23 protein-coding genes and 1 pseudogene are annotated in these 22,652 nt (G+C 67.7%); 18 read left to right on the plus strand and 6 right to left on the minus strand.

Annotated elements, in window-relative coordinates; translation table 11 throughout:
• Positions 1-5 precede the first annotated feature (5 nt).
• Positions 6-4,052 carry a type VII secretion protein EccCa gene (gene eccCa, locus JZ791_RS12595; protein WP_216894442.1) on the plus strand — a complete coding sequence of 1,349 codons (4,047 nt, stop codon included), beginning with the start codon at positions 6-8 and terminating at the stop codon, positions 4,050-4,052.
• A gap of 66 nt (positions 4,053-4,118) precedes the next feature.
• Here eccCa and JZ791_RS12600 read toward each other — a convergent pair whose 3' ends face one another.
• Complete coding sequence (locus JZ791_RS12600; protein WP_216894443.1) at positions 4,119-4,628, minus strand: DUF4254 domain-containing protein; 510 nt, start codon at positions 4,626-4,628, stop codon at positions 4,119-4,121.
• Positions 4,629-4,804: 176 nt separating this feature from the next.
• Here JZ791_RS12600 and JZ791_RS12605 point away from each other — a divergent pair, with 176 nt between their 5' ends.
• The 3 genes from JZ791_RS12605 to JZ791_RS12615 all read left to right on the plus strand — a co-directional run bounded on the left by JZ791_RS12605 (position 4,805) and on the right by JZ791_RS12615 (position 6,551).
• Positions 4,805-5,644 carry a GntR family transcriptional regulator gene (locus tag JZ791_RS12605; protein ID WP_216894444.1) on the plus strand — a complete coding sequence of 280 codons (840 nt, stop codon included), beginning with the start codon at positions 4,805-4,807 and terminating at the stop codon, positions 5,642-5,644.
• Positions 5,641-6,210 carry a GNAT family N-acetyltransferase gene (locus JZ791_RS12610; RefSeq protein ID WP_216894445.1) on the plus strand — a complete coding sequence of 190 codons (570 nt, stop codon included), beginning with the start codon at positions 5,641-5,643 and terminating at the stop codon, positions 6,208-6,210. Before JZ791_RS12605 ends, JZ791_RS12610 begins: the two co-directional genes overlap by 4 nt.
• Positions 6,211-6,317: 107 nt before the next feature.
• Entirely contained in the window at positions 6,318-6,551 is a 234-nt protein-coding gene (locus tag JZ791_RS12615) for a hypothetical protein (protein ID WP_216894446.1), read from the plus strand.
• 50 nt (positions 6,552-6,601) lie between these two features.
• Here the strand turns inward: JZ791_RS12615 and JZ791_RS12620 are convergent, their stop codons facing one another.
• Both JZ791_RS12620 and JZ791_RS44960 read right to left on the minus strand, forming a co-directional pair.
• A complete protein-coding gene (locus JZ791_RS12620) occupies positions 6,602-7,105 on the minus strand; it encodes a hypothetical protein (RefSeq protein WP_216894447.1) in 504 nt (167 codons plus the stop codon).
• A 155-nt stretch (positions 7,106-7,260) separates the two neighbouring features.
• Complete coding sequence (locus tag JZ791_RS44960; protein WP_308162899.1) at positions 7,261-9,429, minus strand: MinD/ParA family ATP-binding protein; 2,169 nt, start codon at positions 9,427-9,429, stop codon at positions 7,261-7,263.
• Between the two features lie 449 nt (positions 9,430-9,878).
• Between JZ791_RS44960 and infA the strand changes: the two genes are divergently transcribed.
• The 8 genes from infA (at position 9,879) to truA (ending at position 14,702) form a co-directional block, all read left to right on the plus strand.
• The gene (gene infA / locus JZ791_RS12630) at positions 9,879-10,100 is read left to right on the plus strand and encodes a translation initiation factor IF-1 (RefSeq protein WP_040804562.1); all 222 of its coding nucleotides are present in this window, start codon (positions 9,879-9,881) and stop codon (positions 10,098-10,100) included.
• Between the two features lie 133 nt (positions 10,101-10,233).
• Positions 10,234-10,347, plus strand: a complete 114-nt coding sequence (gene rpmJ / locus JZ791_RS12635; RefSeq protein WP_040818798.1) for a 50S ribosomal protein L36 — start codon at positions 10,234-10,236, stop codon at positions 10,345-10,347.
• A 206-nt stretch (positions 10,348-10,553) separates the two neighbouring features.
• A complete protein-coding gene (gene rpsM / locus JZ791_RS12640; protein WP_216894448.1) occupies positions 10,554-10,925 on the plus strand; it encodes a 30S ribosomal protein S13 in 372 nt (123 codons plus the stop codon).
• Positions 10,926-10,934: 9 nt separating this feature from the next.
• Positions 10,935-11,348, plus strand: coding sequence for a 30S ribosomal protein S11 (rpsK, locus tag JZ791_RS12645; protein ID WP_215924056.1), 414 nt, complete (start codon positions 10,935-10,937; stop codon positions 11,346-11,348).
• 20 nt (positions 11,349-11,368) lie between these two features.
• Positions 11,369-11,974: a 30S ribosomal protein S4 gene (rpsD, locus tag JZ791_RS12650; protein WP_216894449.1), complete on the plus strand. Its 606-nt coding sequence runs from the start codon at positions 11,369-11,371 to the stop codon at positions 11,972-11,974.
• A gap of 99 nt (positions 11,975-12,073) precedes the next feature.
• A complete protein-coding gene (locus JZ791_RS12655) occupies positions 12,074-13,132 on the plus strand; it encodes a DNA-directed RNA polymerase subunit alpha (protein ID WP_216894450.1) in 1,059 nt (352 codons plus the stop codon).
• A gap of 62 nt (positions 13,133-13,194) precedes the next feature.
• On the plus strand, positions 13,195-13,725 hold the full coding sequence (gene rplQ / locus JZ791_RS12660) for a 50S ribosomal protein L17 (protein WP_216894451.1): 531 nt from the start codon (positions 13,195-13,197) through the stop codon (positions 13,723-13,725).
• A gap of 128 nt (positions 13,726-13,853) precedes the next feature.
• Positions 13,854-14,702 carry a tRNA pseudouridine(38-40) synthase TruA gene (gene truA, locus JZ791_RS12665; RefSeq protein ID WP_216894452.1) on the plus strand — a complete coding sequence of 283 codons (849 nt, stop codon included), beginning with the start codon at positions 13,854-13,856 and terminating at the stop codon, positions 14,700-14,702.
• Here the strand turns inward: truA and JZ791_RS12670 are convergent.
• A complete protein-coding gene (locus JZ791_RS12670; RefSeq protein WP_216894453.1) occupies positions 14,615-15,358 on the minus strand; it encodes a respiratory nitrate reductase subunit gamma in 744 nt (247 codons plus the stop codon). The two genes, truA and JZ791_RS12670, sit on opposite strands and share 88 nt — an antisense overlap.
• 250 nt (positions 15,359-15,608) lie before the next feature.
• Here JZ791_RS12670 and JZ791_RS12675 point away from each other — a divergent pair, with 250 nt between their 5' ends.
• Positions 15,609-16,493: a hypothetical protein gene (locus JZ791_RS12675; protein ID WP_216894454.1), complete on the plus strand. Its 885-nt coding sequence runs from the start codon at positions 15,609-15,611 to the stop codon at positions 16,491-16,493.
• Between the two features lie 73 nt (positions 16,494-16,566).
• Positions 16,567-17,391, plus strand: a complete 825-nt coding sequence (locus JZ791_RS12680; protein ID WP_216894455.1) for an LLM class F420-dependent oxidoreductase — start codon at positions 16,567-16,569, stop codon at positions 17,389-17,391.
• 255 nt (positions 17,392-17,646) lie between these two features.
• Here the strand turns inward: JZ791_RS12680 and JZ791_RS12685 are convergent, their stop codons facing one another.
• Positions 17,647-18,003, minus strand: coding sequence for a metal-sensitive transcriptional regulator (locus JZ791_RS12685; RefSeq protein ID WP_438804512.1), 357 nt, complete (start codon positions 18,001-18,003; stop codon positions 17,647-17,649).
• A gap of 137 nt (positions 18,004-18,140) precedes the next feature.
• Here JZ791_RS12685 and JZ791_RS12690 point away from each other — a divergent pair, with 137 nt between their 5' ends.
• The 3 genes and pseudogenes from JZ791_RS12690 to JZ791_RS12700 all read left to right on the plus strand — a co-directional run bounded on the left by JZ791_RS12690 (position 18,141) and on the right by JZ791_RS12700 (position 20,764).
• Positions 18,141-18,950 carry an S-methyl-5'-thioadenosine phosphorylase gene (locus JZ791_RS12690; protein WP_216894456.1) on the plus strand — a complete coding sequence of 270 codons (810 nt, stop codon included), beginning with the start codon at positions 18,141-18,143 and terminating at the stop codon, positions 18,948-18,950.
• Positions 18,950-19,183, plus strand: a pseudogene (locus JZ791_RS12695) (NAD-dependent epimerase/dehydratase family protein); the annotation flags it as partial. The gene JZ791_RS12690 and the pseudogene JZ791_RS12695, both read left to right, overlap by 1 nt.
• A 492-nt stretch (positions 19,184-19,675) precedes the next feature.
• Positions 19,676-20,764 carry an NAD-dependent epimerase/dehydratase family protein gene (locus tag JZ791_RS12700; protein WP_254205632.1) on the plus strand — a complete coding sequence of 363 codons (1,089 nt, stop codon included), beginning with the start codon at positions 19,676-19,678 and terminating at the stop codon, positions 20,762-20,764.
• Here the strand turns inward: JZ791_RS12700 and JZ791_RS12705 are convergent.
• Positions 20,743-21,765 carry a GAF domain-containing protein gene (locus JZ791_RS12705; RefSeq protein ID WP_216894457.1) on the minus strand — a complete coding sequence of 341 codons (1,023 nt, stop codon included), beginning with the start codon at positions 21,763-21,765 and terminating at the stop codon, positions 20,743-20,745. The genes JZ791_RS12700 and JZ791_RS12705 overlap by 22 nt on opposite strands.
• Positions 21,766-21,886: 121 nt before the next feature.
• On the opposite strand from JZ791_RS12705, the gene JZ791_RS12710 reads away from it, so the two are divergent.
• Complete coding sequence (locus JZ791_RS12710) at positions 21,887-22,447, plus strand: NADPH-dependent FMN reductase (RefSeq protein WP_216894458.1); 561 nt, start codon at positions 21,887-21,889, stop codon at positions 22,445-22,447.
• Positions 22,448-22,652 lie beyond the last annotated feature (205 nt).

Below are 22,652 nucleotides of genomic sequence, written 5' to 3' on the forward strand. Positions count from 1 at the left end.
GAACCATGATCACCGAAGGTTTCGTTCGCCGCCCCCGCATCGCCCCGCCGCGCGCGCCGGGGGGTGAGGTCACGCTGAGTCCCCCGCCGGAGGTCACCCGGCCCGTCCCCGGTCCGCTGCTCGCCCGGCTGATGCCGGTGGTCATGGTCGTGGCCATGGTCGGCATGGTGGCGATGATGGCCACGATGGGCAAATCGCTGCTGTCCAACCCCTACATGATGATGTTCCCGCTGATGATGGTCATGTCGATGTTCGGCATGATCGGCCGCGGCGGTGGCGGCAACAAGTCCGCCGGTGAGCTGAACGAGGAGCGCAAGGACTACTTCCGCTACCTCGACCAGATCCGCCGCGACGTGCGGCGCACGGGGCTGCGGCAACTGGAGTCGCTGACCTGGAGCCATCCGGCGCCGGTGGACCTGAAATCCGTTGTGGGCAGCCGCCGTATGTGGGAGCGCCGCCCCAACGATCCCGACTTCGGGCACGTGCGCGTCGGGGTGGGCAGTCACCGCCTGGCGACCAAGCTGGCGCGCCCGGAGACCGGGCCCCTGGAGGATCTCGAACCGGTCGCCACGGTCGCGCTGCGCCGGTTCGTGCGCACCCATTCGGTGGTGCATCAACTGCCGACCGCGGTGTCGCTGCGCGCGTTCCCGGCGATCAACATCGAGGGTCCGGACGAGGACTCCCGGATGCTGGTGCGCGCGATGATCATGGAGTTCGCCGCATTTCACGGACCGGACCATGTCGCGGTCGCGATCGTGTGCGCCGATCCGGACGGCCCGGCCTGGGCGTGGGCGAAATGGCTTCCGCACCTGCAACATCCGTCCGCGCGGGACGGTATGGGCTCGGCGCGCATGGTGTACGAGTCGCTGTCGGAACTGGAATCCTCGCTGGGGGACGAGCTCATGGAGCGCGGCCGTTTCATGCGCAATCCGCAACCGACACAGGGTCGAATCCATCTGATCGTGGTAATCGACGACGGTTACGTCAACGGCACCGAACGACTGGTCAGCGAGTCCGGCCTGGATTCGGTGACGGTGCTGGACCTGACCGCCCCGGAGAACGGACTGGCCGCCCGCCGCGGCCTGCAGCTGGTGGTCGGCGGCGGCGCGGTGAGCGCGCGCAGCGCGGCCGGGGTCGAGCGCTTCGCCACCGTCGACGATATCGACCTGGCCCAGGCCGAGACGTTCGCCCGGGCGCTGGCCCGCTTCCGCATCGCCACCGCCGCGCAGATCGTGAGCCTCGGTGAGGAAACCCGCACCGACCCGGGCCTGATGGCACTGCTGAAGATTCCGGATGCCGCGCTGATCGAACCGGCCAAGGTGTGGCGTCCGCGCACCCCGCGCGAGCGGCTGCGGGTGCCGATCGGCATCACACCGGACGGCACCCCCGTCGAGCTGGACATCAAGGAGTCCGCCGAGAACGGCATGGGTCCGCACGGATTGTGTATCGGCGCAACCGGTTCCGGTAAGTCCGAGTTCCTGCGCACGCTGGTGCTGTCGATGGTGGCCTCGCACTCGCCGGACTCGCTCAACCTGATCCTGGTCGACTTCAAGGGTGGTGCAACGTTTCTCGGGTTGGATCCGCTGCCGCACGTGGCCGCGGTCATCACCAACCTCGAGGCCGAGCTGTCCATGGTCGACCGCATGAAGGACGCGCTGGCCGGTGAGATGAACCGCCGCCAGGAGCTGCTGCGCTCGTCCGGCAACTTCGCCAACGTCAACGACTACGAGAAGGCCCGCGCCGCGGGCGCCCCGCTGGAACCGTGCCCGGCGCTGTTCGTGGTGGTCGACGAGTTCTCCGAACTGCTCTCGCAGAAACCGGATTTCGCGGACCTGTTCGTGATGATCGGCCGCCTGGGCCGGTCGTTGCACGTGCATCTGCTGCTCGCCTCACAGCGGCTGGAGGAGAACAAACTTCGCGGCCTGGACTCGCACCTGTCCTACCGCATCGGCCTGCGCACGTTCTCCGCCAACGAATCCCGCGCGGTGCTCGGCATCACCGATGCCTACCACCTGCCCAGCGTGCCGGGCGCCGGATATCTGAAGACCGACGCCGATGATCCGTTGCGGTTCAACGCGACCTACGTCTCGGGCCCCTATGTCGCGCCGGTGAGCACCGGCCCGATCGTCGGCAAGGGCGGTAAGCGCGTGGCCGGCGGCAGGCCGACCCTGTTCACCGCCGCGCACGTGGATATCCCGGAGCCGCCGGAGGAGCCGGAACCCGAATTCGATCCGCTCGCACTGCCGGCGCCGCCGTCGGCCGAGGACGAGATCGAGGAGGGCATCCCGGATTCCCTGTTGACCACCGTGGTCAAGCGCCTGACCGGACACGGCCGACCGGCGCACGAGGTGTGGCTGCCGCCGCTGGAGCAGTCCCCGTCGGTGGATATGCTGCTGCCCGATCCGAACTGGCACTCGCCCGCCAACCGGCACGGTCAGCTGTGGATGCCGATCGGCATCATCGACAAGCCGTACGAGCAGCGCCGCGACGTGCTGACCATCCAGTTGTCCGGCGCCCGAGGGCATGTCGCCGTGGTCGGCGGTCCGCAGTCGGGCAAGTCGACCACGCTGCGCACCATCGTGATGGCCACCTCGGCCACTCACACCCCCGAACAGGCGCAGTTCTACATCCTGGACTTCGGTGGCGGCAGCATGGCCGGCTTGTCCGGTATGCCGCACGTGGGTTCGGTGGCGGGCCGTCTGGACGTCGACCGGGTCCGGCGCACGATCGCCGAGCTGACCACCGTGATGCGTCAGCGCGAGGAGCGGTTCGCCGAACTCGGCATCGAATCCATGGTCGAGTTCCGCCGTCGCAAGTTCTCCCAGATCAATACCGACGGCACCATGCCGCCGGACAATCCGCTGGCAGGGGACAAATTCGGCGACATCTTCCTGGTCGTCGACGGCTGGTCGACCATCCGCGAGGAGTTCGAGACGCTCGAACCGCAGATCAACGCCATTGCCGGACAAGGCCTTTCGTTCGGCGTACACCTGATGATCGGCGCCTCGCGCTGGGCCGAGATTCGTGCGGTGGTCAAGGATCAGATCGGCACCCGGCTGGAGCTGCGCCTCGGCGATCCGACGGACTCCGACATGGGCCGCCGCAGCGCCGCGCTGGTGCCGGTCGGCCGTCCCGGCCGCGGTCTGACGCCCGAGGAACTGCATATGCTGATCGCGTTGCCGCGCCTGGACTCCAACACCGATCCGGGGTCGATCTCCGATGGCGTTGCCGCCTCGAAGGCGGGCCTGGAACAGCTGTGGGGGCCGCGCCGCGCGCCCGATGTGCGCATGCTGCCCCTGCAGTTCGAGCGCGAGCACTTGGTGGCGCTGGCCGCCGAGCGCGGCATCAAGCAGACCCCGACCAAGGTCGTGGTCGGGCTCGGCGAGAACGAATTGGCGCCGCTCGTCCTGGATTTCGCCTCCGAGCCGCATCTGATGGCCTTCGCCGACGTGGAGTGCGGCAAGACCACGCTGCTGCGCAATATCGCCATGGGCATCGTCGAGTCCGCGTCGCCGGAGGAGGCGCGGATCATCATGATCGACTATCGGCGCACCATGCTCGGCGTGGTGGAGGGCGAACAGCTCGCGGGATACTCGACCTCCTCGCAAACCTGCGGATCGATGATCAAGGATGTGGTCGGCTTCCTGACCGAGCGCATCCCCGGCGCCGACATCACACCCCAGCAGCTGCGCGAACGCAGCTGGTGGACCGGCCCCGAGATCTACCTGCTGGTCGACGACTACGACATGGTGGTGCAGGGCTCGAACAACCCGCTCATGCCGCTGCTGGAGTACCTGCCCCAGGCCCGCGACATCGGCCTGCACCTGATCGTCACCCGCCGTACGGGCGGCGTCTCCCGCGCCCTGTTCGATCCCGTCCTGGGCGGTATGAAGAACATGTCCGTCGACGCGCTGATCATGAGCGGTCCCCGCGACGAGGGCAAGATCATCGGCGACGTCCGCCCGTCGAAGCTGCCACCCGGCCGAGGCGTCCTGGTCTCCCGCACCCGGGGCACGGAGATGGTCCAGATCGCCCACCTGCCCCCGCTGTGAGCACCCGGCCGAATGTGGCGCCCATCCAACGATGCGGATGAACGCCACATTCGGTGGGCCGGGCCGCTACCAGGAGGGGAGGCGGCGGCGACCCGCGAGCACGTCGGTGATCAGGTCGTCGTAGGCGTCGGCCAGTTCGGCCAGGTGATGCCAGGCGGCGTGCAGGATGTCGTCGTTGGCGTCCAGGGTCATCAGGGCGTGGTGGGCGCGGACCGAGGCCTCGGCAATGCGGTCGATGACCGAGCCGATCGTTTCGGTGTGCAGGGTCGCGCCCAGACGATGCTGGGGGACCGAGCGCGAGATGCAGTCGTCGATCGCCATGATCAGTTCGGTCCGGCGGCGGTCGATTTCGACCAGGGTCGCCGGATCATTGTCCGGCTCGGCGCCGCCGCGGCCGATCAGCCGGCGCTCGTGCAGGACCGCGAGGTCCCTGGCGAACCACAGCAGTGGTCCGCCGATCACACGGTGGCCGCGGCACGCGCGCAGGAGTAGGTCCGAACTCGGCAGGACGCCGGGCATGCCGGACATCATGGTCTGCATCGCAGTACCGCCCGGCAGCGCGTCAGGCACTGCCATCATCACCGACTGAGACGTCTCCGAACCCGCCACGTTGCCTCGCCGTCATCGCCGTACAACACTTCGTTCAGGACTTCATTACAATAAACCTCTGAAGGCCGGTGTCAAGGGCCACACGCCAGTAAGAACAGCAGGGTAAACTCCTTTTTTTCGACGCAGCGACCCGTAGGAGCGCGATGGCGGACGGTCCGAGGTACCAACGGATCGCAGACCTCCTCCGCGAGGAGATCCGCAACGGCACATTCAAGCCGGGGGATCGGCTGCCCAGTCACAACGAGCTGGCCGATCAGATGCAGGTATCGATCACCACTGCCCGCAACGCAATTCAGGTCCTGGTGGCCGAAAACCTGCTCTACACAGCCACTTCGCGCGGCACCATCGTGCGCAGTCGCGAGGTGCTGGAATCCGTTCTCACCAGCCCGATCCGGCCCGATCGTCCTAAAACCAACCAGGACATCTTCTCCGAGATCGCCCGCGCGGCCGGCCGCGAGCCCGCGACGCAGTTCAACGCGCGGATGGAACCGGCCGGGCCGGACGTGGCGCTGTGGCTCGGCGTGCCCAAGGACTCCTGGGTGATGGCCCGCACGGTGGTGCAGTATCTCGACAACGAGCCGTGGTCCTGGGAAGTGAGTTTCTATCCACGGGACTTGGCAGAGGCCACCGGACTGGACTCTCCGCACGACATTCCGGAGGGCACCACGCGCCGGCTGGCCGAGCGCGGCCACCGGGAGACCGCGCACCGCGACACCATCGTGGCCCGGCCCGCGACCGCCGACGAGGCGGCCGTCCTGGGCGTCGGCGCGGGGACCATGCTGCTGGACCACCTGCGCATCGCCGCCACCGGTGAATGCATCACCCGGGTGACCCGCCACCGATCCATCGCCGCCCGCAATCGCCTGGCCTACGAACTGGGCGACGACGCCGGATCCGACCTGATCCGCCAGACCCTGGGGACGCCGCATCCCCAGCGCTATTCGCACTCCTTCGGTAACTCGCTGGTACCGGGGCCGCCATGACAGTCCGCATACGCCAGGCCAGCCTGGCCGATCTCGGCACCATCTGCCGACTACGGCTCCAACGCACGTCCTGGCTTGCGGCTCGAGGATCGGATCAGTGGACCCAGCAGGGTCGGGGACTTCCCATCGAAATATTTGCCCGGGCGGTCGGCCGCGCGGTCGACGCGGGCGAGACCTGGATCGCCGAGTTCGACGGCGAACCGGCAGGCACCATCACCGTCAACGACCGCGCCGACGAGGGCCTCTGGTCCCCCGGCGAAATCGCCGACGCCGTCATCGTCCACTACATGATCGTGGACCTGCGCTTCGCCGGAAACCAGATAGGCACAGCCCTCCTGGGCCACGCCGCCACCCTGGCCCACACCACCGACCGCACCTGGGTCCGCCTGGACGCCTGGACCACCAACACCGCCCTGCACGCCTACTACCAACGCTCCGGCTTCCGCCTGGCCCGCATAGCCGCCCCCGAAGCCTCCAGCCCCTCCACCGCCCTGTTCGAACGCCGAGCCGACTCCTGGCACACCGCCCCCATCCCCGCCATCGCCCGCCGCGCGACTCTGCCCTGAACCATCCGGCTGGAGCTTCGTGCGGGGGTGGTCGCTGCGCGGCGTCGCTTGTCGAGCCAGAGGCTATAGTCGACGGCTGATATGCCACGAACGTGTACGCTGCGTCCATGGAGGATGGCCGGGGGGTGCTCAAAGCCGACGGCACGGTTTGGCGTTGGAACAACAAGCGGGCCACGGGGATTATCGAGACTGCGGCCGGCGACCATATCTGGTTCGGGCTCGACTCATTGGGCGACCGGAATTTCGGCGATATCGCGGTCGGCGAGTCGGTAGAGGTGGAATATGAGCATGCTCAGCAGGACTCGCACAATCTGAGAGCGGTCCGGATTACTTGGCTGTAAGTCGTTCGGGGCTCTCCGATGCGTGGGCGGTGGGGAGCACTGGTCTCACTTCACGCGCTGAAGTCAACTGCGGTAACAACGTTCGAAGGTGTGGCGCCAGTGTCGGTAAGCACCTTGAAGTCGCACCGGCTTCTCAGATGGTATGTGATGCCACGTTGTATCTGCGCGCTCGAGTGAAGAAAGTAGTTGGACGGAATGTCGGGGTGGTTGTCGGAGTATCCCTGTAGGCCGTTGATTACCGTCCAGCAACTCATTGGATTCAGTGCAATCTTTTGTACCGACTGATTCAGCCTGATCGACCAGGCGAATATCATGGTGTGATAGTCGATCTGGCCGGTGAACCGAGCAATATTGTTCTCCCTGACCCAGTTGGGATCGCTCGGTGTGAACTGATGAACAGCCGGTATCGGCTGAGCCTCGACCTGCGCTGAAATAGCTACAAGGTCGCAGAGCATGAAGATGCAGATGAAAGCTCTTTTGAGCAATGTGTCCCCCCGGAGTGCGGCAATGGTCGCGAGGCCGGAATGGGAAATGTGGCAGGCATCGCCAACCATCGAGTGCTTCCGACTACGATAATCGATCTCGATGTGGGGCACAGTGATTCAGTCAGCGAGGAGGTTCGCTTACGCTGAGGGCTTGGGTCGGCTGCGCACCGGGAGCCCTTCTGTGGCGCTGTGAGCCTGCGGGTTTTGTTTCGCAGGCGACAGCGTCAGTACTGGAATCTGCTGTGGTCTACGGCGAAATCGTCAGCGACGGTGGCGGAGAGTTCTACCAGGGCGCGCTTGGTGTTCTTGTGCAGGCGGGCGAGTTCGATCTCGGCGCCCTCGGACAGGTGGGGGTCGTAGGGGATGATGTGGACGGCGCGGCAGCGGGACAGGAAGTATTCGCGTAGCTGCTGGATGCCGACGTTGGGGGAGCCGGGGCGGGGGAGGTTGATCACCACTACCGCGTTGCGGACGAGGTGGTCGTGGCCGTGCAGGGACAGCCAGTCCAGGGTGGCGGCGGCGCTGCGGGCGCCGTCGATCGCCGAGGACGAGATCAGCACGAGCGAGTGCGCCAGTTCCAGCACGCCAGTCATCGCCGAATGCATCAGGCCGGTGCCGCAGTCGGTGAGGATGATGTTGTAGAAGCGCTGCAGGATGCGCGCCACCCGACGGTACTCCTCGTCGCTGAACGATTCCGAGGCGGCCGGATCGCGCTCGCTGGCAAGCACTTCCAGTCGGCTGGTGCCCTGTGAGGTGTGTCTGCGCACATCACCGTACGAACGGATCGCCGGATCCAGCAGCAGATCCCGCACCGTGGAGCGGGTCTGCAACTGCACGCGCTGGGACAGCGTGCCGAAGTCGGGGTTGGCGTCGACAGCGATGACACGGTCGCCGCGGATCGAAGCGAAGATCGAGCCGATGCCCATGGTGGTGGTGGTCTTGCCGACACCGCCCTTGAGCGAGAGCACCGCGATGCGGTAGTCGCCCTGGACCGGCTGCCGGATGCGGGCCACCAGTTCCTGCAGGCGGCGCTCCTCGGCCGACATGCCGGGGTTGATCGCGCCACCGGAGATGTGGTGCACCGTGCGCCGCCAACCCGTCCCCGGGGTCTTCTTCGCGCGGCGCACCGGCACGTTGTCCAGCGACGGCGGCGGTCCGCCCTGCGGGCCGCGGAACTGACCCGGTGGCTGCTGGAACTGCTGGGGCTGCCCGTAACCCGGCTGCTGGAACTGCGGCGGACGACCCTGCCCGCCCTGCTGCCACTGCGGGTTCTGGGCCGGCGGCGGCCCGGGCGGCGTCATCCGCGGATCGGGTCCGAATCCCTGCGGCGGGTACTGCTGCGGCGCCACCGGCTGCTGCCCGGTGAATCCCGATGCGCCAGGGCCCATTCCGTTGGGCGGCTGCTGCGGCGGCCGTGGGGCCTGCGCGTTCGGATCGCCCTGCCAGACGGTGGTGCGGTCGTCGTCCGGCCCGGGGTGGGTCGGCGCGGGCGTGTCGAAGGCCTGATTGCGGCCACCGGCTTCGGCGGCCGGCTGGGGCGGGATGGCCGGCGGCGGGAAATTCGCGTCCGGGCCGGGCTGTTCCTGCCCACCCTGCGCCTCGGCCTCCGGCCCGCCCAGCCACGTGGGCGCACCCTGCTCGGCCTCGGGGGGCGAAGGCGGTGCGGCCGCGGCGAATTGGTCCGGATCCGGCTGCCTCTCACCCGGGCCCGGCGGCGGCTCCGGCAGTGGCGGACGTCCCGGCGGCGTCTGCTCGGGCGGCGGCGGCAGATCGGGTCGGCCCTCGACCCGCACCGTCATCTCGGTGGGATCGCCCTGCTGCTCGAGCGGGTCCGAATAGCCCTGCGGCGCCTCGGGAATCGGCGGCAGTCCGGGCGGCGGCACCTGCGGCAAGGGGCCGGGCTGCCGTGACGACATATCCGGACCGGGCGCGAATCCGCCGCCCGACGGCGGCATTTCACCCTGCTGATGCTGCTGCCCGTTGGGGTACGGCCGATTCGGCATCGACTGCTGCGGATCGGGCTGCGCCGCACCGCCGTCCGAGAACATTTCACCGTCGGGAGGCATGCTCCCGTCCAGGGGAGCGCCCCACGGCTGCGGGGTGAAGTTCTGCTGCTGCGGCTCGTCCCACGACTGCGCGGGCTGCGCGTCCTCGTATTGCGTCTCGCCCCAAGGCTGCTGCTCGTGCGCGTCCTCGGATTTACCCTTGCGCTTGGGTTTGCGGCTGTTCTTGAGCGAGGTGCCGGTGTCGGGCTCGGACTTGCGGCCGAACCGGCGCCGCGACTTCTCCGGGATCAGATCCTGCTGCGGCAGGTTCTCGACGGGTGCCTCGTAACCGGACTGTGTATCTTCACTTTCCGACAGCCACGGCGGCAGCATGGGAAGTTCACTCACGAACGCACCTCATCACCGAAGCGTGCCATGACTGCGTGCGCCGCGTCTGGAACGGACTCGCTGCGCTCGCTCACCTGTGTCCCCCTGGGGTCTTCCGAACCGATATAGCTGGACTTGTCCGCAGTTTACCCGGGCGCCCCCGAACGCGAGGGGAGAGCTACACCAGCCGCGGCGATCCGCGTCGTCCGGATGATCCGAGTGCGACACGAGCACCTGTCCGCGCGGAGCGAAATTGGTGTATTTGGCCAGATGGTAGGGGCACGGGTAAGCTAGGTCGGCGGTGCATCTACACGCCGGTTCGTCCATGCTTGCATGAGGCTGTCCGCCGAGTATGGCACCAGGTCGATGAAAGTGCACGACATCGGCCGAAAACGGACGAGGACGGCGTGGGTGACCTGCCGAACAGCCGCAACCAACCCGGGTTGCAGCGTAACGGGATCGCGGAGGATATGGCGAAGAAGGAAGGGGCCATCGAGGTCGAGGGCCGTGTGATCGAGCCGTTGCCCAACGCGATGTTCCGTATCGAGCTGGAAAACGGCCACAAGGTCCTTGCGCACATCAGTGGCAAGATGCGGCAGCACTACATCCGCATCCTCCCCGAGGATCGCGTGGTCGTGGAGCTGTCCCCCTACGACCTGACCCGCGGTCGGATCGTCTACCGCTACAAATAGGCTTCCGGGGCCGCGTCCCCGGCGGGGCCGCCGAGTGCGAGCCCGGCAGCCCGCAACAGAACTTCCCCAGTCGTAGGGCTGGGGAAAACCTGTGTTCGCACCCCAGTGAACACACAACACAGATTGGAATGACGTGAAGGTCAACCCCAGCGTCAAGAAGATCTGCGAGAAGTGCAAGGTGATCCGCCGCAACGGGCGGGTCATGGTGATCTGCGACAACCTGCGTCACAAGCAGCGCCAGGGCTAGTCCCCGGGCACGTCACCGGCCAAGCACCGAACGCAGTTCGGATTGGCACAGAAGAAGAACTCCCAGCTCCAGTCGGCATCGGCGAGCCCGCAGTGTTCTGACGAACAACGCGGGCGGATGCCAGACCCACCCCCGGTACGGAGGCCGGGGCCCCAGACGAGGGGACGGACAGGGAGCAGACCTCCGCAACATGAAGGAACTGCCACATGGCACGTCTGATGGGCGTCGACCTCCCGCGCGACAAGCGCATGGAGATCGCGCTGACCTACATTTTCGGTATCGGTCGCACCCGCTCCAAGGAGATCTTGGCGCAGACCGGCGTCAGCCCGGACCTGCGGTCGAAGGATCTGACCGACGACGATGTGACCAAGCTCCGCGACTACATCGAGGCATCTGACCTCAAGGTCGAGGGTGACCTGCGCCGCGAGGTGCAGGCCGACATCCGTCGCAAGATCGAGATCGGCTGCTACCAGGGCATCCGCCACCGTCGCCACCTGCCGGTGCGCGGCCAGCGGACCAAGACCAATGCGCGCACGCGCAAGGGTCCGAAGAAGACCGTCGCCGGCAAGAAGAAGTAGGGATAACCGATGCCTCCGAAGAGTCGGGCCTCCGGCCCCAAGAAGTCGCCCAAGGCGCGTCGCAGGGACAAGAAGAACGTCCCGCACGGCCACGCGCACATCAAGTCCACGTTCAACAACACCATCGTGTCGATCACCGACCCCGAGGGCAACGTCATCTCCTGGGCGTCCTCCGGTCACGTCGGCTTCAAGGGTTCGCGCAAGTCGACCCCGTTCGCCGCGCAACTCGCCGCCGAGAACGCTGCCCGCAAGGCGCAGGAGAACGGCGTCAAGAAGGTCGACGTGTTCGTCAAGGGCCCCGGTTCGGGCCGTGAGACCGCGATCCGTTCACTCCAGGCCGCCGGCCTGGAGGTTGGCACGATCTCCGATGTCACCCCGCAGCCGCACAATGGCTGCCGTCCGCCCAAGCGGCGTCGCGTCTAGCGGGAAAGGAATAAGCGAAAATGGCTCGTTATACAGGCCCCATCACCCGCAAGTCGCGTCGTCTGCGTGTCGACCTCGTCGGAGGCGACCAGGCGTTCGAGCGTCGTCCTTACCCGCCCGGCCAGCACGGCCGCGCGCGGATCAAGGAGTCCGAGTACCTGATGCAGCTGCAGGAGAAGCAGAAGGCTCGCTTCTCCTACGGCGTCATGGAGCGCCAGTTCCACAAGTACTACGAAGAGGCGAACCGCCAGAAGGGCAAGACGGGTGACAACCTGCTGCGCCTGCTGGAGGCCCGTCTGGACAACGTCGTGTACCGCGCCGGTCTGGCCCGCACCCGTCGTCAGGCCCGTCAGCTCGTCTCGCACGGCCACTTCGTGGTGAACGGCAAGAAGGTCGACGTTCCCAGCTTCCAGGTGAGTCAGTACGACATCATCGATGTCAAGGAGAAGTCGGCCCCCACGCTGCCGTTCCAGGTGGCGCGCGAGACCTACGGCGACCGCCCGATCCCGGGCTGGCTGCAGGTCGTGCCGGGCCGGCTGCGGATCCTGGTGCACCAGCTGCCCGAGCGCGCGCAGATCGATGTGCCGCTGAACGAACAGCTCATCGTCGAGTACTACTCGAAGTAACAAGGCGTTTATCGCCGCTGGTGGGAGGCTGCCTTTCGGGTGGCCTCCCGCACCCCAGTTCGTGGACGTCAAATAGCGGGCGTCCAGAAGGAGGAAGAAATGCTGATTTCACAGCGACCGACGCTGACCGAAGAGGTTCTGGCCGAGAACCGCTCGAAGTTCACCATCGAACCGCTCGAGCCGGGCTTCGGCTACACCCTCGGCAACTCGCTGCGCCGCACGCTGCTGTCGAGCATCCCGGGTGCTGCTGTCACGAGCATCCGCATCGACGGCGTGCTGCACGAGTTCACCACCGTCCCGGGTGTGAAGGAGGATGTCACCGACATCATCCTGAACCTCAAGGGCCTGGTCGTGTCGTCCGAGGAGGACGAGCCGGTCACCATGTACGTGCGCAAGTCGGGCCCCGGTGCGGTCATCGCCGGTGACATCGTGCCCCCGGCCGGCGTGACCGTGCACAACCCGGACATGCACATCGCCACCCTGAACGACAAGGGCAAGCTGGAGATCGAGCTCGTGGTCGAGCGCGGTCGCGGTTACGTCCCGGCCGTGCAGAACAAGGCGTCGGGTGCGGAGATCGGCCGGATTCCGGTCGACTCGATCTACTCTCCGGTGCTGAAGGTGACCTACAAGGTCGAGGCGACCCGTGTCGAGCAGCGTACCGACTTCGACCGGCTCATCCTGGACGTCGAGACCAAGAACTCGATCTCCCCGCGGGATGCGCTGGCCTCCGCCGGTAAGACCCTGGTCGAGCTGTTCGGTCTGGCACGCGAGCTGAACGTCGAGGCCGAGGGCATCGAGATCGGGCCCAGCCCGGCCGAGGCGGATCACATCGCCTCGTTCGCGCTGCCGATCGAGGACCTGGACCTGACCGTGCGCTCGTACAACTGCCTCAAGCGCGAGGGTGTGCACACCGTGGGTGAGCTGGTCGCCCGCACCGAGTCGGACCTGCTGGACATCCGCAACTTCGGGCAGAAGTCCATCGACGAGGTGAAGGTCAAGCTGCACTCGCTGGGCCTGTCACTCAAGGACAGCCCGGCCTCCTTCGATCCGTCCAGCGTCGTCGGCTACGACGCCGCCACCGGGACCTGGAGTGACAGCGGCACGTTCAGCGATCACGACAACGGCGAGCAGGACTACGCCGAGACCGAACAGCTTTAGATTCTCCGGCGGGCGCATCGCTGTGTCCGATCCGAAGAGTCTTCCCCAAAGGAGAACAACCAATGCCCAAGCCCAAGAAGGGTGCTCGCTTCGGCGGGTCGGCGTCGCACCAGAAGGCGATCTTCGCCAATCTGGCGCAGTCGCTCTTCGAGCACGGTCGGATCACCACCACCGAGGCCAAGGCCAAGGCGGTGCGCCCCTACGCCGAGAAGCTCATCACCAAGGCGAAGGCCGGCACCCTGGCCGACCGTCGTGAGGTCATGAAGGTGATCCGCAGCAAGGATGTCGTGCACACCCTGTTCGCGGAGATCGGTCCCTCGTTCGAGGACCGTGAGGGTGGTTACACCCGCATCGTCAAGACCATGCCCCGCAAGGGTGACAACGCGCCGATGGCGATCATCGAGCTGGTCCGGGAGAAGACCGTGACCAACGAGGCCGATCGTGCCCGTCGCGTGGCCGCGTCGCAGAAGGCCACGGCCGAGGCTCCCGCCGAGGAGACCAAGGTCGAAGAGGCCGCCGCTGAGGAGAGCACCGAGACCGCCGAGGTCACCGAGGCTCCGGCCGCCGAGGCCGAGGCCGAGAAGAGCGAGTAGCACGTGGATCGCGTCCCCTGCCCGAGCGGGGGACGCTCTCACGGCTCCTCGTCCGTGCGAGGCAGCAATATGAGCCCGCCGTCCCCTCCGGGTCGGCGGGCTTTGCTCATGTTAACCAGGAGGTCGCTGTGAGCGCGTCCGATTCGTCCCAGCAAACCGTTGCGATTCGGGTACGACTGGACCTCTCCTACGACGGCACCGATTTCACCGGCTGGGCCCGTCAGCCCGGCCTGCGCACGGTGCAGGGGGTGCTGGAGGAGTCGCTGAGCACGGTGCTGCGCGAGCCGATTCAGCTGACCGTCGCCGGGCGCACGGATGCCGGGGTGCACGCGCAGGGACAGGTCGCGCACTTCGACACCGCGGCGGAGTTCGACGCGGACAAACTGCTGCACCGGATGGCCCGCTTCCTGCCCAAGGATGTGCGGATCACCGGAATCCGCCCCGCCCCCGCCCACTTCGACGCCCGTTTCTCCGCGATCCGCCGCCACTACGCCTACCGGCTCACCACCGCGCCCTACGGTGCCGATCCGCTGTCCGCGCGTAGCGTGGTTCCGTGCCGTCCGGTGGATCTGGACGCGATGCGCGAGGCCTCACGCAGACTCCTGGGCCTGCACGATTTCGCCGCCTTCTGCCGGCGCCGCGAGGGTGCGACCACCGTGCGTGAACTTCAGCGTTTCGACTGGGAGGCGTCTGCCGGCGAGCTGCTGACCGCCTACGTCAGCGCCGACGCCTTCTGCTGGTCGATGGTCCGCAGCCTCGTGGGTGGGGTTCTCGCGGTCGGTGAGGGCCGCCGCACCCCGGACTGGATCGCCGGCCTGCTGGCCGAGCGCGCCCGATCCAGCGCCGTCACCGTGGCCCCCGCCCACGGCCTGAGCCTGATCGGTGTCGACTATCCCGCCGACGAGGACCTCGAGGCCCGTAACGCCCAGACCCGCGAATTGCGGACGGTGCCGAGTCCCGGCTGCTGCGGCGGCTGAACCGCGCGCGCCGCGCGGGCCAGGCGTGCTCGTGAGACGAACCCGCGGATGGACCGCGTCGCGCGGCGTATCGGCAGCACGAACAGCCCGCACAACCGGGTGTAGGGCCAGATGCCGATGGTCAGCACGACCATCAGACCCCGGGCCTGATAGATGAACGGGGCGTGGACCATCTCGGCGGCGCGCGGACTGCCCGAGAACAGGGACGGGAACCATACGAACAGCGTCTTCGCCGCGAGACTGTCCGGATCGAAGGCGACGATGGCGCCGGTGATCAGCGCGATGGACAGAATCGGCAGCGTCATGCGGTCCAGGATGGTGACGGGCCGGGTGGAGGCGCCGACCATATCGGGCAGCAGCACCAGCATCGCCCCGATCAGCGCGATCGGCGTCCCGGCCAGTTCGGTACCGGCGAGCACGTGGGAAATGTCGGGGGCGAGGCCGGAACCCGTGCGGCCGAGCACGCCCTCGGCCGCGCGTGGCACCAGCACCACCAACAACCCGATCCGCAACAGCCACAGCCCGGTATGCGATGTCTCGGCCCGCCCGCCGGCGAGGCCGGAACGGAATCGATCCGTGCGCCAGCGCCACCAGTGCCCCCACCAGAATGAGGCGAATGCCGTGTAAGGAGCAATGATCCACACGATCGATGCCATGAGAAGTCCTGGTTTTGCCCTCCGTGGGCAACCTAATGGGCCGCCGTTATCGAAATCCTCGCATGCAACGGCATCTGCATGCACGCACACTGGGCGATTCGTCCGATAGCCGCTGCGTCCGTTCGCCTCTTGCCTGGACAGCCCCTATGTGCAGGTACGGCTGTCTTTCGCTGCGGACCAGGTCGATCGGGTGGACACACCCGGCAAATACGGTGGGTCGCGGCGGCTCGAGCTGGCAGACTGAGCGCCCATGAGTCCGGTGAGTCGTGGGCGTAAAGGCAAGAAGAAGGGCCAGGGACGGGGCAGTGGCCCGGCCGAGGCGGCGGTGTCGGCTGGGGACCAGACGGACCAGGACGCCGTGGAGCTCGAGGGCCTGACCGAGATGATGGACGAGGTAGTGGCCCGGATCGACGAGTTCGAGCAGGTCGACGAGCCGGTGGACGGGGAATACCTGGCGGCCGGGCTGCTGGCGGTCGGATATGGGGAGAGCGCGGAGTATCGGGAGGCCTTCGCTCGCCTGTTCATCGATAAGGCGCTGGAGCTGGCCACGCCGGGCGCGGTCGCGTTTCTGCGCTGCCTGGCGGGGTTGACCCAGGATCCTGTCCGGGAGCAGGCGAACGAGGCGGCCGGGCAACTCGCGGCCGACGGCGTCGTCGCGCCGGAGTGGGTGGGTGAACTCGACGAGCCGGTCAGTGCGGGAGAGTTCGTGCGCTGGCCGGATACGGAGGGGTCGGGCGCGACGCTGTTCGGCAGCTTCGAGCGGGCCGGCCGCACCGACGGCTTCCTGATCTTCGTGGACGACGACAACTGCGGCGCCGCATACGATCTCGCACCGTTCGTCGGCGAGGGGCTGGCACAGGCGCGGGAGCTGACCGATGAACAGGAGCCCGCCGAGCCCGAACCGATCGACGCCAAGGATTTTCGCTGGCAGGTGCAGGCCGCCCTGGACGCCCGCATGATGCACGATCACGCCGCGCGCGAGCTCGGCGTGGAGTTGGAGGAGCCCGAGGAGGAGGATTCGATCCCGCACGAGGTGGTCGAGGTGGTGGCGCGGGCGCGGCTGGAGGTGCTTCCGGCGCCCACGAAGCCGCTCCCCGTGCACGCGCATCCGGAATTCGAGCTCGGACTCGCCTGAGCGCGCCCGGTCAATGGCTGCGATGATCGATCCGGACGGAATACCGGCGCGCACAGAGGGGTTCGGATCGGACATGACGATTGAAGGACTCGGCAAGTTCGGAGTATGGCGTTATCACATGGGGTTCACACCCGATGACGTCAAGGTGTTGGAGGAGCTGGGCTATAGCGCGCTGTGGTTGGGCGGATCGCCCGCCGCGCAGCTCGAGACGGTCGAGCCGCTGCTCGAGGCGACCGAGAACCTGATCGTCGGGACGAGCATCGTGAACGTGTGGACGGCCCCGGCGAAGGAGACCGCCGAATCGTTCCACCGCATCGAGGCGCGGTTCCCCGGTCGTTTCATCCTCGGCATCGGCATCGGTCACCCGGAGCACACCAGCGACTACCGCAAGCCCTACGACGTGCTGGTGGACTACCTCGACGCCCTCGACGAAGCCGGTGTGCCCAAGGAGCAGCGCGCCCTGGCCGCGCTGGGGCCGCGCGTGCTGAAGCTGGCTCGCGATCGCACCGCAGGCGCCCTGCCGTACCTCACGACCGCGCAGCACACCCGCGAGGCACGCGAGATCCTGGGCCCCGACGCCCTGCTGGTGGCCGAGCACAAGATCGTGCTGGACACCGATCCGGCCACCGCCCGCCCCACCGGCCGCGGGATGGTCGAGCACTACCTGGGCCTGCAGAACTACGTCTCCAACCTGCGCCGCCTCGGCTTCACCGAGCAGGACGTCGCCAAGCCCGGCAGCGACCGCCTGATCGACGCCCTGGCCCTGCACGGCACCGCCGACGCCATCGCCTCGGGCCTGACCGAGCATCTCACCGCGGGCGCCAACCACGTCGCCATCCAGCCCCTCGGCGACGACTACCTCACCACCATGCGCACACTGGCGGCCGTGCTGTTCTGATATCTCTGTCGGCGCACCCCGCCCGGAATCCGGGCGGGGTGCGCCGCTGTGTCATCGACGTACCCGCTCCAATACGACGCGCACCAGTTCGTCTCGGAGCGGTGGTAGCTCGAGGTCGAACACGGCGTCGAGGTCGAACACGGCGATCGCTCCGGAGCCGTCGTCAACCGGATGCAAGGGTGTCGCCGAAGTCGGTTCCATAGCGCATAGGCATATCACTGTTCAGGGGGATTCGGCTAGTGGATTTCGGCTCGCTCAGGAGCGCACGAGGCGGGCGATGGCGTCGGTGGCCTCTTTGATCTTCGCCTCGGCCTCGGGGCCGCCGCGGACGGCGGCGTCGACCACGCAGTGGCTGAGGTGGTCCTCGAGCAGGCCCATCGCGACGGCTTGCAGGGCCTTTGTCATCGCCGAAACCTGGGTGAGGATGTCGATGCAGTACTTTTCCTCTTCGACCATGCGCTGCAGGCCGCGGGCCTGGCCCTCGATGCGGCGCAGGCGCTTGAGGTAGTCGTCCTTGGCGGTGATGTAGGCGTGGCCGATGTGCGGGTCCGCAGGCTCGGGATCCGGCGCGACGATGTCGTGGCCGAGCCGATCAGTCTGGTCCTCGGTCACCGGAATGCCTCGCTCCCGCATCTGTCGCCGCTTGATACCCCCCTAGGGTACACTGCCCGGCCCAGCTTGTCAGACCGGCCGAATCGCCGGGACGAGGGCGGTGCGCAGTGTCGGCGGTCATGCGCGAGAATCTGGATATGAGTTCGGTTCCCCGGCCCGCACTGGCCATAATCGGCGGCAGCGGCTTCTACGATTTCTTCGGCGACGACGCGACCACGCTCGAGATCGACACCCCTTACGGTGCCCCGAGCGCCCCGATCACCGTCGGCGAGGTCGAAGGTCGGCAGGTGGCCTTCCTGCCGCGGCACGGGCGCAAGCACGAGTACTCCCCGCACACGGTGCCGTATCAGGCGAACATGTGGGCGCTGCGGTCGATCGGCGTGCGCCGGATCTTCGCGCCGTGCGCGGTGGGCAGCCTGCGCGCGGACTGGGGGCCCGGGACCGTCGCCGTGCCCGATCAGCTGGTCGACCGCACGTCGGGACGCCCGCAGACCTACTTCGACAACGGCGGCATCCATGTCTCGTTCGCCGACCCGTACTGCGCGGACCTGCGCGACGCCGCGACCCGCTCGGCGGTCCCGGAGTTGCCGATGCAGTCCGCGGCGACGATGGTCGTGGTGCAGGGCCCCCGGTTCTCCACCCGCGCGGAGAGCCGCTGGTTCGCCGCCCAGGGTTGGGAATTGGTGAACATGACGGGTTTTCCCGAGGCCGTACTCGCCCGGGAACTCGAGATGTGCTATGCGGCAATCGCTTTGGTGACCGATCTGGACGCCGGGCTGGAGGCCGGTGAGGGCGTCAGCGCCGCCGCGGTCTTCGCCGCCTTCGAGAAGAATCTGGTGCCGTTCAAGAAGCTTGTCCGCCAGGCTGTTTCGCTCGTCGAGGGCACCGGCGCCTGCGAGGCGTGCCAGGTGCACACCGGCGTCGCACTGCCGTTCGAACTGCCCTGATGCGAGTGCTGCTCACCGGTGCGGCGGGCTTCATCGGCTCCCATGTGCACCGGGCCCTCGCCACCGCCGGGCACGAGGTGATCGCGGTCGACGCCCTGCTCGAACCGGTGCACCCCGCAGCCGGACCCCCCGAGGGCGTCACACCGATCGATATCCGAGACCCGGACGCCCTCGTCCCGCTGCTGCGCGGCATCGACGTGGTCGTACATCTGGCCGCCGCCCTGCCACCCGGATCACTGGAGCCGAATGCGCTCGTAGCAGCGCCCGCTCGGGTCTCGGGGCCACCGGCGATCGAGGTGGTACAGGATGCCGTCGCCGTGGATCCGGACGTGACCGATCGATACCGAATCGTCGGAGACCACCGGACCGAGCAACTGCCTCGACCGAGTGGGTTGCCTCGAAATGGTGGGCAGCCCCGGACGGGTGAGTCGCCCCGGAATGGTGGGCAGCCTCGGTCGGGTGAACCGCCTCGAAATGGTGGGCAGCCTCGGCCGGGTGAACCGCCTCCAAATGGTGGGCAGCCTCGGCCGGGTGAACCGCCTCGGACTGGTGAGCCGCCGCTGACGGGTGGGTTTTCTCGGGTTGGTGGGCAGTCTCGGACGGGTGAGCAGCAGGAGGGCGGTGGGTCGTCCGGGACCGGTGGGCAGCCCAGGGCCGGTGGGGTGCCCCAGGCTGGTCGCCAGTCGCGAGTAGGTGGGCAAGAGTCTCGGCCGGGTGAGCCGCCTTTGACTGGTGGGTTTCCTCGGATCGGTGAGCAGCCTCGGCCGGGTGAGCAGTCTTGGAAGGCCGAACAGCCCCGGTCCGGCGGGCAGCTCCCGGCGGGCGAGTCGGCCCGGGCCGGTGAGCAGTCTCTGTCCGGAGAACAGCGCCGGGCCGCGGCGGTCCCCGACACGACTGCGGAGCTTCAAGCGGCCGCGCAGCGTGAGGCGATGGCCGCGCACCGCGCGTTGGCGGCGCAGCGGCGCGGTGCGAGTGGTGCGCGGCAGAAGGCCGGGTATGCGCCGCGTCCGGGGGAGCCCACGATGCAGGAGGGGCCGAACTTCGCCGCGCACAATGATTTCGGGACCGCGGTGTTGCTGGCGGCGATGGAACGGGCCGGAATCGAGCGGTTGGTGCTCGGATCGTCGGTCTCGGTGTATGGGGAGGGGCGTTACCGCGGGCTGCGCAGCGGGCCGTTCTTTCCGGGCGTGCGCCTGCGGGGGGATCTCGACCGCGGCATGTTCGATCATCGTGCGCCGCGGACCGGGGAGATCCTGACCTGGGAGACGGTCGGGGAGGACACTCCGCTGCGGCCCCGGACCGCCTATGCGGCAAGCAAAGTCGCGCAGGAGAATTATGCGATGGCATGGAGCGCCACAACCGGCGGCGGGGTGACGGTCCTGCGTTACCACCATGTGTACGGCGATCCGATCGGGGAAAACCCTGCCTTGACAGCGCATTCCGGAGTCGCGGCGCGATTTCGGGCGGAATTGGCCGCCGGGGGAGCGCCTTTCGTCTTCGAGGACGGCGGCCAGGTGCGGGACTTCGTGCACGTGCGCGATATCGCCGCGGCAACGGTCGCCGTCGTGCAGCGCCCCCTGTCGGGCTTCGCCCCGCTGAATATCGCCTCCGGCCACCCGATCACGCTGTGGGAGGTGGCCTCGATCATGTCCCGGGCCTGCGGCGGCCCCCGTCCCGTCGTCAGCGGCCAATACCGGATGACCGACGCCCGGCACATCGCCGCCAACCCCGAACGCGCCCGCCGCACAGTCGACTTCACTGCGGCGATCGCACCCGAACAGGGTTTGGCCGACTACGTGATGCCCATTCGCTGAGCGTCATACGCGCGTTCTGCCATCCCCGCATGCAGTTCGAAGCGCACCAGGGCGAAGTGCGGCGGCGACTGCGGCTCTATGCCATAGGGCAGAGGGGTGACCTCGGCGTCGGTCAGCAGCCAGCCGCCCCCGGTCGCGGCCAGGCGTAGAGCGGACAGGGTGAGGACAGGTTTACCGGCGCGAATATCGCTGCGGGCGGCCATGATTCGATGGAGGTCGTCGGGGTGCGGGAGGGTGCTCTCCTCGGTGTCGCCGGACCAGCGCAGGCCGGGAATGGGGCCGTTGATCCAACGCACCACCCGGACCCGCTCGGTGTCCACCACCGCCAGATACAGGTCCGGATTCGCACTGACCAGCGTGTCCACCGTCGCTGCCTCGAACGATTTACTCTGCGGTGCGACACTGTCGGTGATATCGACGAGCAATCCGCGCCAGCGCCGGGGATCCGCGGTGTCGTTGCGGGAGGCGGTCATCACCGTGCGCAGCCCGCTCTTGGCGCGCACCGACATCTCGCCCAGCCACCGCGCGCCCGGTTCGGAATGCGCCATGGTCGCGGCCCACTCCAGCGCGCCGTCGAAACGTTCCACGTATTCGAAGCTCTCCGCGCCGCGCCACACGGAACGGCCGTGGTCGAAATCCGGCCCGAGCCCCGGCGAGGTCACCTCGAGGCGGCGGTCGTCGTTGGTGTAGACGTACGATGCCGCCCCGGCGGGCGCCGTATCGCCCTCGCCCACCCGGAAGTGCACACCGTGCACCCAATCACCCACGCCCACAAGGGGAATCGCCAGCGCCCGCTTCCGCGACCACGCGGACCGGGAGGTGGGCAGTATGCGTTCGACCGGCTCCCGCGACGCGCACGCGGTCGCGATGAGCGGCAGTAACTTGCCGGGCACCATGCGCACCAGAGACTTCCAGTGCCGCGGCGAGGTACCCACAGCCAGCACCGACCATGTCTGCGGCGGCCCCAGCGTCTCGACCAGCAGCCACTCACCGAGATCCACGTGCCCGACCTCCTGAATCGCTGGGTACCCTCTGGCGGTTGCCACAGTCAGCGAATATCGTGCACGATCGCCCCAGCGCGACGCAGATGAGGGTCAGCTCTGTTCGATTAGGCTCGTGCGCATGGACAGTCCACTGCGGCTCGAGGTCATCGTCGCCAGCGTGCGGCCCGGAAGGTTCGCACCGGTCGTCGCGGACTGGTTTCTGCGCACCGCCCGCTCGGATGCCCGATTCGACGTCGGCGTCATCGATCTGCTGCACATCCCCCTGCCGACGGACCTGTCGGAGACCCCCGAGGTCGCGGCATATCGCGAACGTCTCGCCGCCGCAGCCGCTTTCGTCGTGGTGACCTCGGAGTACAACCACGGCTATCCGGCCTCGGTGAAGACCGCCCTGGACACCGCCAAACACGAATGGCGGGCCAAACCCATCGGATTCGTCGGCTACGGCGGCCTGTCGGGCGGCCTGCGCGCGATCGAACAGCTCCGTCAGGTCGTCGCCGAGATCCACATGGTCTCGATCCGCGAGTCGGTCAGCTTCCACCAGGCCAAACGCGCCTTCGACGCCGACGGCGAAACCAAGGATGGCGCCGCGATCGACGCCGCCCAACGCATGCTCGGCCAATTGGCCTGGTGGGGCCGCCACCTACGCACCGCCCGCACCACCGACCCCTACCCGAGCTGAGACCATTGCCCATTGGCGCCCCGCACGCCCGATCGGTGAAGACCAGTTCGTCATTCGGGTGCACCGGATCCCGTGATCAGCGGCTCGGCCCAGCGTTGGTTTGTCGGCGCCGCGGGCAAGTCCGAAAAACGGAGCGGGAGTGCGGAATCGGCGGCTCATCGGAGGAATGGTCCGGGCGTGGACTCGTCAGCGATCCATCGGGGGG

The sequence above is a fragment of the Nocardia alni genome (genome assembly GCF_019038435.1).
Taxonomy (GTDB): Bacteria; Actinomycetota; Actinomycetes; order Mycobacteriales; family Mycobacteriaceae; genus Nocardia; species Nocardia alni.